This window comes from Priestia sp. JNUCC 25, from assembly GCF_053667915.1.
Genome location: NZ_CM132211.1, coordinates 4,498,116 through 4,512,445, shown reverse-complemented (window position 1 = coordinate 4,512,445; position 14,330 = coordinate 4,498,116). Strand labels below are relative to the sequence as shown.

General features: G+C 38.0%; 14 protein-coding genes. All 14 read left to right on the top strand.

The annotated features are described in order from the left end of the window. Positions 1-41: 41 nt before the first annotated feature. Positions 42-542 (top strand): cation:proton antiporter regulatory subunit, encoded by a 501-nt coding sequence (locus JNUCC25_RS23680; protein ID WP_013085158.1) that lies wholly within the window; start codon positions 42-44, stop codon positions 540-542. Beyond that, a complete protein-coding gene (locus JNUCC25_RS23675) occupies positions 543-1,757 on the top strand; it encodes a cation:proton antiporter (RefSeq protein WP_025601840.1) in 1,215 nt (404 codons plus the stop codon). Positions 1,758-1,943: 186 nt separating this feature from the next. Next, entirely contained in the window at positions 1,944-2,687 is a 744-nt protein-coding gene (locus JNUCC25_RS23670; RefSeq protein ID WP_013059392.1) for an ABC transporter ATP-binding protein, read from the top strand. Positions 2,688-2,720: 33 nt separating this feature from the next. Then, on the top strand, positions 2,721-3,707 hold the full coding sequence (locus JNUCC25_RS23665; protein ID WP_013059391.1) for an aliphatic sulfonate ABC transporter substrate-binding protein: 987 nt from the start codon (positions 2,721-2,723) through the stop codon (positions 3,705-3,707). Between the two features lie 130 nt (positions 3,708-3,837). Beyond that, positions 3,838-4,572, top strand: coding sequence for an ABC transporter permease (locus tag JNUCC25_RS23660; RefSeq protein ID WP_370506076.1), 735 nt, complete (start codon positions 3,838-3,840; stop codon positions 4,570-4,572). A 69-nt stretch (positions 4,573-4,641) separates the two neighbouring features. Then, positions 4,642-5,196, top strand: coding sequence for an NADPH-dependent FMN reductase (ssuE, locus tag JNUCC25_RS23655; protein ID WP_407728230.1), 555 nt, complete (start codon positions 4,642-4,644; stop codon positions 5,194-5,196). Further along, positions 5,193-6,317, top strand: a complete 1,125-nt coding sequence (gene ssuD, locus JNUCC25_RS23650) for an FMNH2-dependent alkanesulfonate monooxygenase (protein ID WP_016765674.1) — start codon at positions 5,193-5,195, stop codon at positions 6,315-6,317. The genes ssuE and ssuD overlap by 4 nt, the downstream gene beginning before the upstream one ends. A gap of 514 nt (positions 6,318-6,831) precedes the next feature. Then, the gene (locus tag JNUCC25_RS23645) at positions 6,832-8,850 is read left to right on the top strand and encodes a penicillin-binding transpeptidase domain-containing protein (protein WP_063672747.1); all 2,019 of its coding nucleotides are present in this window, start codon (positions 6,832-6,834) and stop codon (positions 8,848-8,850) included. 442 nt (positions 8,851-9,292) lie between these two features. Further along, on the top strand, positions 9,293-9,925 hold the full coding sequence (locus tag JNUCC25_RS23640) for a DUF47 domain-containing protein (protein WP_029711160.1): 633 nt from the start codon (positions 9,293-9,295) through the stop codon (positions 9,923-9,925). A gap of 15 nt (positions 9,926-9,940) precedes the next feature. Next, positions 9,941-10,939, top strand: coding sequence for an inorganic phosphate transporter (locus JNUCC25_RS23635; RefSeq protein WP_013059384.1), 999 nt, complete (start codon positions 9,941-9,943; stop codon positions 10,937-10,939). A 113-nt stretch (positions 10,940-11,052) separates the two neighbouring features. Continuing rightward, complete coding sequence (locus tag JNUCC25_RS23630; RefSeq protein ID WP_013059383.1) at positions 11,053-11,667, top strand: PH domain-containing protein; 615 nt, start codon at positions 11,053-11,055, stop codon at positions 11,665-11,667. Positions 11,668-11,878: 211 nt separating this feature from the next. Beyond that, the gene (locus tag JNUCC25_RS23625) at positions 11,879-12,322 is read left to right on the top strand and encodes a MarR family winged helix-turn-helix transcriptional regulator (protein WP_013059382.1); all 444 of its coding nucleotides are present in this window, start codon (positions 11,879-11,881) and stop codon (positions 12,320-12,322) included. 10 nt (positions 12,323-12,332) lie between these two features. Beyond that, the gene (racE, locus tag JNUCC25_RS23620; protein WP_025601441.1) at positions 12,333-13,127 is read left to right on the top strand and encodes a glutamate racemase; all 795 of its coding nucleotides are present in this window, start codon (positions 12,333-12,335) and stop codon (positions 13,125-13,127) included. 113 nt (positions 13,128-13,240) lie between these two features. Continuing rightward, on the top strand, positions 13,241-14,326 hold the full coding sequence (locus tag JNUCC25_RS23615) for a GerMN domain-containing protein (protein ID WP_025601439.1): 1,086 nt from the start codon (positions 13,241-13,243) through the stop codon (positions 14,324-14,326). The last annotated feature ends 4 nt before the right edge of the window (positions 14,327-14,330 follow it).

Here is a 14,330-nt window from a genome sequence, read left to right as displayed (position 1 = left end):
TTTAAAATTCTTTTTAAAAACTTTATAGGAGTGATCATTCAATGATGATTAAAGAAACGGAGTTACCAGGAATCGGCCGTAAATTTGAAATTGAGACAAGCGGAGGAAACCGTGTAGTCGTTATCATTCATGATGATGGACGACGTGAAATCTACCACTTCGATCAAAAAGATTTAGAAGAAAGCATTTTTGACATTACGTTAACAGATACGGAATCAAGACAGCTAGCTGCAATTTTAGGCGGCATGATTTACAAGCCAAAAGCAATGGAAACCATTGAAGTGGCATTCAATGACTTAGTGATTGAATGGTACAAAGTTGAAAAACAAGCGAAAGCTCACAGTAAAACGATTGGTGAAATTGACGTTCGCAGCAACTATGATGTCACTATCATCGCCGTCATTAAAAACACGCAAAAAAAATTATCCACCCCAGGACCAGATACGTTAATTGAAGAAGGAGATACGCTTGTCATCTCTGGTGAAAGAGGAAATTTAAAAACGCTCATTAAAGAATTGCTTTCACAAGGAGGTAGTTCATAATTGGATCATTTAGTATTTGAAGTTGGGACAGCTTTGTTACTAGTGGCTTTAGCGGCTATACTAGCACATAAATTTAAATTTACGATTATTCCATTCCTCATTCTGCTGGGCATGGCGGTCGGTCCCCATGCTCCCGAGTTTGGCTCATTCAGTTTGAAGTTTATTGAAAGCCAAGAGATTATTGAATTCATGGGGAGAATTGGAGTTCTCTTTTTACTCTTTTATTTAGGATTAGAATTTTCAGTTGGAAAGCTAATTAAATCAGGCAGGTCCATCGCGATGGGAGGATCTATTTATATTTTAATTAACTTCACTTTAGGATTATTGTATGGATACCTGACAGGAAATCCTCTTCTTGAAGTGCTGATTATCGCTGGAATTATTACGATTTCGTCCAGCGCAATTGTCGCAAAAGTATTGGTTGATTTAAAACGGACAGCGAATCCAGAAACGGAACTGATATTAGGGATCATCATGTTTGAAGATATTTTCTTAGCCGTTTATCTTTCTGTCGTTTCAGGGTTGGTGCTTGGAGACCACGGATCGCTTGCTGGATCTTTAACATCTATTTTAATTGCGTTTGGCTATATGATGCTGTTCTTTATCATTGCTCGAAAAGCCACGCCGCTACTAAATAAACTTTTAAATATTTCATCAAACGAAATCTTTATAATCGTCGTTTTTGCGGTATTGTTTTTTGTGGCAGGCTTCTCAGAAACAATTCACGTGGCAGAAGCAATTGGTGCGTTATTGCTTGGCCTTGTATTTTCTGAAACGGAACATCGCGATCGTATTGAACATCTTGTCGTACCGTTTCGTGATTTCTTTGGAGCTATCTTTTTCTTCAGCTTCGGGTTAAGTATTGATCCTCTCACGCTGTGGGATGCAGGCTGGCTTGCGCTTGGCGCAGTTGCGCTTACGATTATTGGTAACTTTACAGCCGGTATGATCTCAGGAAGAAAAAGCGGGCTGTCACACAAGGCTTCTACTAACATTGGTTTAACGATTATGTCACGAGGCGAGTTTTCGATCATTATGGCTAACATTGGAATTGAAGGAGGATTATCCGCAATTCTTCAGCCATTCGCCGCGCTTTATGTATTGATTTTAGCTATTATTGGCCCTTTGTTAACGAAGGAGTCTAAGCATATATACGGATTTTTAAACTCGGTATTTAAATGGAAAAAGCCAAATCCTCAAGAATCAAAAGGATAAAATATATAAAACACAGTTGACAAATCGGATTAATATGATAAAATTCAAAATAATCCAATAACAAATCAGTTAAATATAGCAATGGGCTGATCGGTCAACCGAAAGCTCCTACTTTTTCAGGTAGGAGCTTTTGTGTTTTTAGATGAACGAGCTTTTGATTTGAAAATTCAAGGAGGAGGAATTGCTGTGAGTGTCATGATTCAATCGGTTAACCGCTCATTTCAAAAAGGAGAACAAGTAACTCAAGCATTGCGAAATGTAAATCTTACGATTAATAAAGGTGAATTTATTACCGTTATTGGTCCGAGCGGATGCGGAAAAAGTACACTGCTTAAAATGATTGCAGGACTTGATATGGATTATGAAGGGCGTATTGAAATCAACGGGAAGCACATAGCCGGACCTAGCATTAAACAGGGAATGATCTTTCAAGAACACCGCTTGTTCCCATGGCTTAATGTGGAGCAAAATATAGCGGCTGACTTATCGCTGAAAGATTCGAACGTTCGGCACCGCGTAGATGAGTTAATTGATATTGTCAGGCTGAAAGGATTTGAAAAAGCTTATCCTCGAGAACTATCTGGAGGGATGTCTCAACGAGTTGCTATTGCGCGTGCTCTTTTAAGAAATCCAGAGGTTTTATTGTTAGATGAACCGTTCGGTGCATTAGATGCTTTCACTCGCACTCATTTGCAAGATGTGCTGCTAGACATATGGAAAAAAGAAAAAACAACCATGATTTTTGTTACGCATGATTTAGATGAATCCATTTGCTTGGGGACTAAAATTGTGATTATGAGTGCCAGACCAGGAGAAATTAGCCGGGTCGTTCCAGTAGAAATTAGTCATCCGCGAAAAAAGACAGAGTTACCATTTCAGCAGCTAAGGCAGCAAGTACTGAAAGAATTTGAAGAAGCAGGAGAACATTAAAGATTCAATAAGACAGAGAAGGAGACAGAACAGATGAAAAAGCTACTTTTAACTGCAGCTATTGTACTTGTCCTCGCATTGGCTGGGTGCGGGACGAAAGAAAAAGCGAGCGGAGCAGATTCAAAAGACGTTACGATTAATATTGGTATCCAACAAAGCTTAGGCCCTTTAATGCTGGCACAAAACCAAAAATGGTTTGAAAAAGAATTTAAAAAAATAGGTGTAAATGTTAAATGGACAGAGTTTCAAAGCGGACCTCCGCAATTTGAAGGTTTAGCATCTGGACATTTGGATTTCGGCCAAGTTGGAAATTCACCGGTTATTTCTGGTCAAGGCGCAGACATTCCGTTTTTAGAAATTGCTAATTCCAGCGACGGGTTGAAAGGAAATGCCATTTTAGTAGGGAAAAACAGCAAGATTAAAAGCGTAAAAGATTTAAAAGGTAAAAAGATCGCGGTTGCGAAAGGAAGCAGCGGTTTTAATTTATTGTACAGAGCTCTTGACCAAAATGGGTTGAAGCCAAGTGATGTAAAGATTATTCAGCTTCAGCCAGACGAAGCTCAGCCAGCATTTGAAAATGGGTCAGTGGATGCATGGTCAATCTGGGAACCGTTTATCTCACTGCAAAACTTAAAAAATGAAGCTCGTATTTTAGCAGACGGCGATTCATTAAAGGTTGCTTCACCGGGCTTTACTATTGTAAGAGAAGGCTTTGCAAAAGATCATCCAGAGTTAGTCGTTAAGTTTTTACAAGTTTATCAAAAAGCGCTTGAATGGCAAAACGAACATTTTGAAGAATCTGTGGATATTTTAGCAAAGCAAAAAAATCTAGATAAAGACGTAGTAAGACAAGTGTTAAAAAATAATCCTGCCTATAATCGCCCAACCTCTAAAGAAATTATTGCAGAACAACAGCGAACAGCTGATTTTCAACAATCTTTAGGCGTTATTAAAAAGAAAATTGATACTGGAGATGTTGTTGATAATTCATTTATTGAAAAAGCATTAAAAGAAAAATGAGGTGATGAAAATGAGTAAAACATCTGTGGTTTCAGGACATGTCCAGTCTTCAGCAGCTCACTTGCAAAAAGTGAAAAAAAGAAAGGAAGAAGCGAAAAATAAGCAGGGAATTTTCCTTCGTTCTCTTGTCATGCCACTTCTGCTTATCGTGGTGTGGCAAATCATTGGTTCTGCGGGCTATGTATCCAAAACTGTTCTTCCTACACCTGTTGATATTGTACTTTCTTTCAAACAGCTCATCGTATCTGGGGAACTCGGAGCTAATCTTCAAATCAGTATTTTGCGTGCTGCCATAGGTTTTGCCGTGGGAGCTGGACTAGGATTACTATTTGGTGTAATTGTCGGTTTCTCAAAGAAAACGGAGCACTATATGGATCCATCTATTCAAATGCTTAGAACTGTTCCTCACCTTGCATTGGCGCCTTTATTTATCTTATGGTTTGGCTTTGGTGAAATTTCAAAGATATTGCTAATTGCAAACGGTGCATTTTTCCCAATCTATGTTAATACGTATCTAGGTATTCGCGGCGTTGATTCGAAATTATTTGATGTTGCTCGTGTTCTTCAATTTAGTAAATGGAAACAAATCACAAAACTCATTTTACCAGCTGCTCTTCCTAATATTTTACTTGGTGTCCGATTGTCTTTAGGTATTGCATGGCTCGGACTGGTAGTTGCTGAATTAATGGGAGCAAGTGAAGGTGTAGGATACATGATTATGGATGCTAGACAGTTTTCTCAAACGGACGTAGTTTTTGTCGGAATTATCATTTTTGCTGTTGTAGGCAAATTAACCGATTCATTTGTCCGAGTATTAGAAAAGCGTCTTCTTAAATGGAGAGACAGCTACGCAGGTGAAAAATAAAATAAGGATTTATACACGTATTAATCCTTGTAAATCTATCAGTTTTATAAGTGAAAAGGAGAGATGATAATGAGCCAGGTTACAATTATTACAGGAAGCCCTTCAAAGCAATCAAGGTCAGCTGCTTTAAGCGAGTATATTGCATTATATCTACAAGATGAAAAATATGAAGTGAAAACCGTGCATGTCCGTGACTTGCCCGCTGAAGACTTAGTATATGCTAACTTTTCTAGCCCTGCGATTCAAGAAGCTCAAAAGAAAGTCGCAAATGCTGATGCCGTTATTATTGTCAGCCCAATCTATAAAGCTAGCTACACAGGAATTTTAAAAACATTTTTAGATTTAATACCTGAAAAAGGTTTGCACAATAAAACCGTGCTGCCGATAGCTACAGGGGGAACCATTGCTCACCTACTGGCTCTTGATTATGTATTTAAGCCGACTTTATCCGTTTTAGGAGCTACTGCTCTTATTCATGGAGTTTATATTGTTGATTCTGAGGTGGCCTATACGAAAGAAAATGAAATTGAGTTTATTGCGGAAGAAGCAGAAGCGAGAATTAAACGCTCATTAAAAGAGCTGGGATATCATCTAGAACAAACGAAAAGGAGTGTTGAATCATGAAAATGTTATGGTTTATTCCTTCCCATGGAGATGGAAGATATTTAGGGACAAATCGAGGAGGTCGTTCAGCAGACTATTCATATTTTCGGCAAGTTGCTCAAGCAGCTGACCGGTTAGGGTTTGAAGGAGTTTTGATTCCAACGGGGAAATCATGCGAAGACCCGTGGCTATTGGCTGCTTCACTTATACCTGAAACAGAGCGTTTGAAATTTTTAGTAGCTGTACGTCCCGGCATTATGGCGCCTTCCGTGGCAGCGCGCATGACCTCGACTCTTGATCGGATTTCAAACGGTCGTTTACTAGTTAATGTAGTAGCAGGAGGAGATCCGGCAGAATTAGCGGGAGATGGCCTTTTCTTATCACATGATGAACGTTATGAAGCTGCGGATGAATTTTTAGATGTGTGGAAAGGGTTATTGGCTGGAGATACGGTTAATTATGAAGGAAAACATATTCATGTAGAGAACAGTGAGCTGTTGTATCCACCTGTTCAAAAACCTTCTCCACCTATTTATTTTGGCGGATCTTCACCCGCAGGACAAAAAGTTGCAGCAAAACATTCTGACGTGTATTTAACGTGGGGCGAACCTCCTGAACAAGTAAGAGAAAAAATAACGGCTGTGAGAAAGCAAGCAGAAGCAGAAGGCAGAACCGTTAAGTTTGGGATTCGTTTGCATATTATTGTACGGGAAACGGAAGAAGAAGCTTGGCAAGCAGCCGATCGATTAATTCAGCATTTGGACGACGACACGATTCAAGCAGCACAGCGTACTTTTGCTAGGTATGACTCAGTCGGGCAGCAGCGAATGGCGAGCCTTCATAGAGGAACCAGAGAGGAACTTACGATTAGCCCTAACTTATGGGCAGGTGTAGGACTCGTCCGGGGTGGTGCAGGAACTGCACTAGTAGGCAGTGCTGAAAATGTAGCGAAACGAATAAAAGAATATGAAGCCTTAGGAATTGAATCTTTTATTTTATCAGGCTATCCGCATTTAGAAGAAGCTTATCACGTAGGAGAGTTATTGTTCCCGCTTTTAAATATTGATGACGGTGAAGGAAAGAGTGAAAGCATCGGTGAGATTATTGCAAACGATAGGTTTCCAAAAGCTTCAACGTCATAAAAGAAGAACCGGTGAAAAATTCACCGGTTCTTCTTTTACATTCATCTCAGCCGAGAGACGAGTTCGTTAAATTGTTGGTTTAGGTTTTTCAGGTGCAGCTTGTTTATCTTTTCGACTTTCTTGAATATATACTTTAAAGAGAAAAATATTTAAACAGCCCAGTGTGAGGAATAACGGTGCAAAATAATATTCGTGAGACATAAGTAGGACGAAAACGCTTCCAAAACAGAACAGAGAACTAAACATAAAGTAAAACTGTAAGAATCTTCTCATTTTAGTCGCCTCCTATTCTTTTTCTTCTTACAATTATTATATCAAATACTTTCCAAAAAAGACACAAAATATTCACAAAATGTTCAATTTTTTTCTTATTTACCTATTGATTTTTTTTGTAGATATGTAAATTTAGTGGGTTGTAATACCAATTAATTCCTGGTGGTAACTTTCTGATGGAAAGTTTATGTAAAATTTTATATGATAGAGAAATGGTATTGGAAAAAGGGGGAAAATCATCATGAGACGAATTGGGTGGCTATTTTTTACTATGGCAATTCTCTTATTAATAACTGCCGGTTGCTCAAATGATCAACAGAAAGCACAGGATCGATTCGATAAATATGTAGCCATGTGGAATAAAGAAGATTTTAAAGGCATGTATGGATACTTGTCTAAAGATGCTAAAAAGACGATTTCAGAAAAAGACTTTGTAAATCGATATAAAAATATCTATGATGCAATTGAAGCGGACAAGCTTAAAGTGAAGGCAAGTAAAATAGAAGACTTAGAAATAAAAGACCATAAAGCTGTTTTACCTTTTGAAGTAAACATGAACTCTGTAGCCGGTGAAATCTCATTTGAAGAAAATGCTGCTGTGGTTCAAGAAAAACAAGGGGATACAGAGAATTGGTATATTAATTGGAAGCCTAATATGATTTTTAAAGGACTTAAGCAAGGAGAGCAAGTAAGAGTAGCTACTCAGTCAGCTGTGCGTGGAGAAATTATGGATCGTTCAGGGAAATATTTAGCTCAAAACGGAGAAGCGATTCAAGTTGGAGTTGTTCCCCAACAGTTTTCTAAAGGCGGCGAGCAAGCTATACAACAATTAAGCAAGACTCTTGCTCTTTCAGAAAAAAGTATTAATCAAGCACTGAGCGCTTCTTGGGTGAAAGAGAATCAATTTGTTCCTATTAAAACGGTTAGTCAAAAAGACGCCTCTAATTTAGAGAATTCTTTGAAAAAAGTAGAAGGCATTCAACAAAAAAAGGTAAATGCGCGCGTATATCCTTGTGAAGAAGCGTGTGCTCATTTAGTTGGATACGTTGCGCCTGTCACAGCGGAATATTTAAAAGAGCATAAAGATGAAGGCTATAATGCTCAGTCTAAAGCTGGAATGATTGGCTTAGAGTCTTTATATGAAGATAAGCTTCGTGCTCGAGACGGCGTCACGATTTATACTGTAGATAAAGATGGTAATAAAAAGAATGAAATTGCAAAAGTGAATCCAAAAGACGGGGAAAGCATTCAAGTTACGGTAGACACGAATGTTCAAAAATCCCTTTATGAACAGTTAAAAGATGAAAAAGGAGTAGCTACTGCTCTTCAACCTAAAACGGGAGAAATATTAGGTCTTGTAAGCACGCCAGCTTTTGATCCGAATTCTTTTTCTTTTGGAATCGATGCTAATACGTATCAATTCCTTTCAACGAACCCGGATAAGCCGTTAATGAATCGCTTTACCAAAACGTATTCTCCGGGATCTACATTTAAGTTAGTCACTGGAGCTTTAGCGGTTGATGAAGGTGTGGTAAATCCAAACGAAAGTATATCAATCAGCGGGAAGAAATGGCAAAAAGATAAAAGCTGGGGGGATTTTTACGTAACACGAGTGGGAAGCAAGCCGAATGTTAATTTACGTGATGCTTATGTTACATCTGATAATATTTATTTTGCACAGACTGCTTTGAAACTAGGTTTAGACAAATTTAACAGTGGTTTAAAACAGTTTGGGTTCAATCAAAAAATGCCTGTTAATTATCCTTTTGAAACGTCTAAAATTGCAGGTGATCAAGATATTAAAGATGAGGGAGTATTAGCAAACTCTGGCTATGGCCAGGGGAAACTGCAAGTGAATCCTCTCCACTTGGCATTGATGTATACATCGATTGTAAACGATGGAAACATAGTAAAGCCTATTCTTATGAACGGTGATGAGAGTGGAATATGGAAAAAACAAGTAATATCTAAAGGAACGGCGCAATTAATTCAAAAGGATTTAGTTGATGTCATTGAAGATAAGAACGGTACGGGTCATGCTGCAAAGATAGATGGGTTAACCCTGGCTGGAAAAACTGGAACGGCAGAATTAAAGAAAACTCAAGGTGAAAAAGGGCAGGAAAACGGCTGGTTTGTAGCTGTGGATACAAAACAGAAAAACCTACTCGTTTCAATGATGATTGAAGGAGTAGAAGATAAAGGCGGAAGTCATTACGTCGTGCCGAAAGTAAAAAATGTATTTCAGCAATATAATAAGTAAATAATAAAAGCCAGTTCTAAAGGAGCTGGCTTTTATTATTTACACAAGGGGAGTAATGTTAAGTTTTTGTAAATCCCAGTTTTATACAAACTCTGAAAACCCTTATTTTAAAAGGAATGAACGTATTATTGTTAATGTATTGTAAAGAGACCTAAAAAAATGTGTTTGAAAAGTTATTGACAATTAACAATAATAGGAGTAATTTTTGACTTGGCGTAAAAAAATGAATCGCATAACCTATAAGTAAAAGAACCACCTTTTGGGACTTTTGCTCTGGTAAACGTTTGTTTTTTTAGAATTTTTTGATACACAAGAGAGGTGGTTTCTCTCGTTATAGTAATGAACAGCTAAGTTTTATCCATTACTTTAAATGAAAAAAGAAACTAGAACACATATAAAAAGATAGAGAGAAAAAACGAGTGGTAAAGTTTCGATAAATTGGATGGAGGATTGCAACGTGATCAAAAGAAAAAAAGACAAGTTTTCTGAAATGTTAATGGACATTGCCCAAAATATTAAGGACTCAGCAGAGTTTTTAGGCAGCTTTGAACTTCAAAATGTATCTGACCTAAAGGAATTTGCCAACGTTTTAAAAGCGTATGAATCAAAAGGTGATAAATACGTGCATACAGTGATTACTGAGTTGAACAAAGCATTTATTACTCCAATTGAGCGTGAAGATATTTTACAGCTAGCAATGAGCATGGATGATGTACTTGATGGCATCGACAGCTTTGCTGCTTTAATGGAAATTCATTCAATTACGACATTTGATGAATATGTAGCTGAATTTGTTAAAAATATTCAAGGCTGTGCTGAAGAGATTTTAATTACTATTAATTTGTTGTCTGAGAAAAAGCTTCTTCAAATTAGTGAACATGCAATTAAAATTAAAGAGTATGAGTCACATTGTGATACATTATATCGTCGTGCACTAAAACAATTATTTGCAACATGTAAAGATCCAATTAAAGTTATTCAATATAAAGAAATTTATGAAACGCTAGAAGAAATCGCGGATTATTGTCAAACGGTTGCGAACAACTTAGAATCAGTTATTATGAAGAATGCGTAACGGGGCTATAATATAATGGATTCAATGCTAATATTAACCATTCTAATTGTAGTTGGTGCACTTGGTTTTGACTTTATCAACGGGTTTCACGATACAGCTAATGCCATTGCGACTTCTGTTTCAACCAAAGCTTTAAAACCGCGACATGCAATTCTTTTAGCCGCAACCATGAACTTTGTGGGTGCTATGACGTTTACGGGCGTAGCCAAAACGATTACAAAGGATATCGTTGATCCTTATACGCTTCAAAACGGTTCTGTCGTTATTTTAGCAGCACTAATTTCTGCTATCGCGTGGAACCTAATCACATGGTATTTCGGTATCCCGAGTAGTTCTTCTCATGCAATTATTGGATCGATTGCAGGGGCAGCTATTGCAGCTGCTGGATTTGGTGCTTTAAATTACAAAGGTTTCATCAAAATCATTGAAGCCCTTCTAATTTCACCAGTTCTAGCCTTTGTAGTAGGTTATATTGTCTATACGATTATCAAGCTAACGTTTAAAAACCATAACTTGACGAAAACGAATAAGCGTTTTCGACGCGTTCAAATCCTGACTGCAGCCCTACAATCTTACACACACGGTACGAATGATGCGCAAAAAGCAATGGGTATCATTACGCTAGCGCTTATTGCTAACAATATGCAAAGCGGTACTGAGATTCAGTGGTGGGTACAGCTGGCTTGTGCGGTCGCAATGGGGCTTGGAACGTCAATTGGTGGATGGAAAATCATTAAAACCGTCGGCGGTAAAATTATGAAAATTCGTCCTGTTAATGGAGTAGCTGCGGACTTAACGGGTGCTGCCATTATCTTTGGAGCAACGTTTATTCATCTACCTGTCAGTACTACTCATGTTATTTCATCTTCTATCTTAGGTGTAGGTTCTGCTCACCGAGTGAAAGGTGTAAAATGGGGAACTGCACAGCGCATGGTGATTACATGGGTTATCACATTGCCAATTTCAGCTTCATTAGCTGCACTTATCTATATGATTTTAAATTTGCTCTTTTAATAAATGTTGAGCTTCTTTTTAAGAAGCTCCTTTTTTTATTTACATCCCCTTATTTGCACAGTACACTTAAAACATGAAAATAATACAATTGTTTTTAAGAGGGAGATGGGGAAATGTTTGGAAAAGTAGCTGCTGATGTACTGGGGCTAAGTGATATTGGTTCTGTTATTAAGCCAGTTGATTATGACAAGGTAGATGCAGACGATTACGTTATGCATGAAGAACAAGAAAAAATTTATTTTCTAATCAAATCAAAGTCAGATGAATATTGCTTTACCAATAAAGCGCTCATTCATCTTGATGGAACAAGTGCTACAAGCAAAAAGCGAATGCTTCGCCGTTATAACTACAGCACAAATCACATTTCAAACGTGATGCTAGAAACGGCTGGAACTGTCGATTTAGATGTGGAAATTAAATTTAAAATTGGCTCGGAGACTTTTTCTATCGATGTACACAAAAAGCATATAGAAGAGGTAAAAGATTTATATAAAGCGCTGTTTAAAATGTCTGAAATAACGCGTGAAAATGAAATTGCGCTCGATTTTGCTAAACAAAGCATTCAGCTAGCTTCTTCTACGCTAAGCAGTACAAGAAATACAAGTGGAAGTGTTGCTGGTGAATTTAAAGAAATTAACGAAGCTGCGTTTTCTTGGTTATTAGATAAAAAAACAGCCTACACAACAAAAGATTTCAGCTCAGTTTTCGAGCTGTATATCAATAATTAATAGAAACAGCTGCTCCTTTTATGGAGCAGCTGTTTTTTGATGCTGAATGAGAGTATGTAGACTTATGATGAACGTTGTAGAATCCTTATGTTAACCTTGAAAAATTACTGAAAAAAGAGCACAATATAAAATAGAAAAGAGAAACAATAGAGACGGGTTTAACTGAAAGAAATAATAGAAAATAAGACTTATAGGTGGAAAGGATTACGGTATGACAGCAAAAAATAATGAGGATACAGTGGCAGAATTAGAGAAGTCACTTCGACATATTGCAGCGATTGTGAAGCAAAAAGGAAGAGAAATTTTAGAAGACTATACGATTACGCCACCTCAGTTTATTGCTTTGCAGTGGCTGTTTGAACGTGGAGATATGACGATTGGCGATTTATCAAATCGTATTTTTCTCGCTTGTAGTACAACGACAGATTTAGTAGATCGTATGGAAAAAAATAAGTTGGTGGTTCGGGTGAAAGATCCAAAAGACCGCCGCGTAGTGCGTATTCATTTGCTTCCTGAAGGAGCACGTGTTATCGAAGAAGTAATTGAAAAGCGACAAACGTATTTAAATGGCGTACTGGCAAACTTCTCTCCGAGTGAAACGGAAGTTTTACGAGTAACGTTACGAAAATTGCATGATGAAATGAAAGAAAAATGAGGCGATTGTTTTGAGTAGACCAATTGGTGTTATAGATTCAGGTGTGGGCGGATTAACGGTAGCAAAGGAAATTATGAGACAGCTTCCGAAAGAACAAATTATGTATATTGGAGATACAGCCCGCTGCCCATACGGTCCTCGTCCTAGTGAAGAAGTACGAGCTTTCACGTGGGAGATGACTAATTATTTAGTAGATAAAGATATTAAAATGCTTGTTATTGCGTGCAATACGGCTACGGCAGTTGTGCTGGATGAAATTCAAGAACAGCTCGATATTCCGGTTATAGGCGTCATTGAACCAGGATCACGCGCTGCGCTTAAAGTAACTAAAAATCATAAAATAGGCGTAATCGGCACAAACGGAACCGTGAAAAGTCAAGCCTATACACATGCACTCCGAGCTCTTCATACAAGAGTGGAAGTGGAAAATTTAGCATGCCCTTTGTTTGTGCCTCTTGTAGAGAGCGGTAATTATGAAGGACCGGAAGCGCAGCGAATTGTAAAAGAAACATTAAAACCTTTTTATCATACAGATATGGATACCCTTATTTTAGGATGTACGCATTATCCGTTATTAAAGCCAGTTATTCAAGAAGCAATTGGGCCTAGAGTTCAGTTAATCAGTTCTGGCGAAGAAACGGCAATAGAGGTAAGTGCCATTCTTTCTTATAGCAATTTACTAGCTCCTAGAAACATGGAGCCTGAACACTACTTCTTTACAACAGGATCAACAGAACTGTTTCAATCTATTGCATCTAAATGGTTTGAGCACCCTGTATATAATGTTGAACATATCAAGCTTTAAAACCGTGCATATCATGCTCGGTTTTTTTTGTGGACAAAAACTTTTTTGAGCTGGTCTAAAATGCAAAAAAGCTCGTATACATAGTAGTACAAACAGTCTGAGGAGGGAAAGGAATGTCCAAAAAGACCCAACTTGTTCTCATATCCGCCGTGGTGACCACATCTGTATTGTTATCCGGCTGTGGACTTTTCGGAGGGGATAACGCAGCAAAGGAAATTGATCCGCCAAAGGATGTCACCTATGTGAAAGATGAAAAATCATTAGCGACTGAAGCGAAAGTAACGGAAGCTAATAAAAAACAAAGTAAAGCCGCAGAAACATCTGCGCCTACCAAAAGAGAACTCTACTTAATTGATAAAAACGGGTACGTTGTTCCCCAGACGCTTGAAATTCCTAAATCAAAAGGTGTCGCTAAACAGTCTCTTGAATATTTAGTAGAGGGTGGACCAGTCACAAACTTATTGCCAAATAATTTCCGAGCGGTTCTTCCTGCTGATACAAGAGTTTTAGGGACAAAGCTGGAAAGTGACGGCACGATGGTAGCAGATTTTTCACCTGAATTTGCTGAGTATAAAAAAGAAGATGAACTCCGTATTCTGCAGGCCGTCACTTGGACGCTGACGCAGTTTGAAGGCGTAAATAAAGTTAAAATTCGCATTAACGGCTATGATAAAGATGAGATGCCTGTAAATCATACGCCAATCAGTAAAGGGTTGAGCAGAGCAGATGGCATTAACTTTGATAATACTGGAGTAGTTGACGTAACTCAAACGAAGCCAGTTACGATTTATTACTTAGCTCAAGAGGGCAAACAAACTTACTATGTTCCTGTCACAAAACGAATTGCTTCTGATGACAAAGATATGTACACTGCAATTGTGAACGAGCTTGTAGAAGGACCTGCACCTGCATCAGGTTTAGTGACAGATTTTAATCCTGATGCAAAGCTCGTAGCAGCTCCAAAGTATGCGGACGGTGAGTTAACGCTGAACTTTAATAAAAACATCTTTGGGAATTTAAAAGGAACGGAAATTTCTCAGCATGTTCTCGACTCCTTAGTGTTATCGCTGACGGAACAAAAAGCCGTAGACAGCGTTGCCATTAAGGTGAATGGCAAAAAAACGCTAAAAGATGAAAAAGGGAAAAAATTAACGGAACCAGTTTCAAGACCTAAAAATGTGAACACAGGTAGTTTTTAAAAAC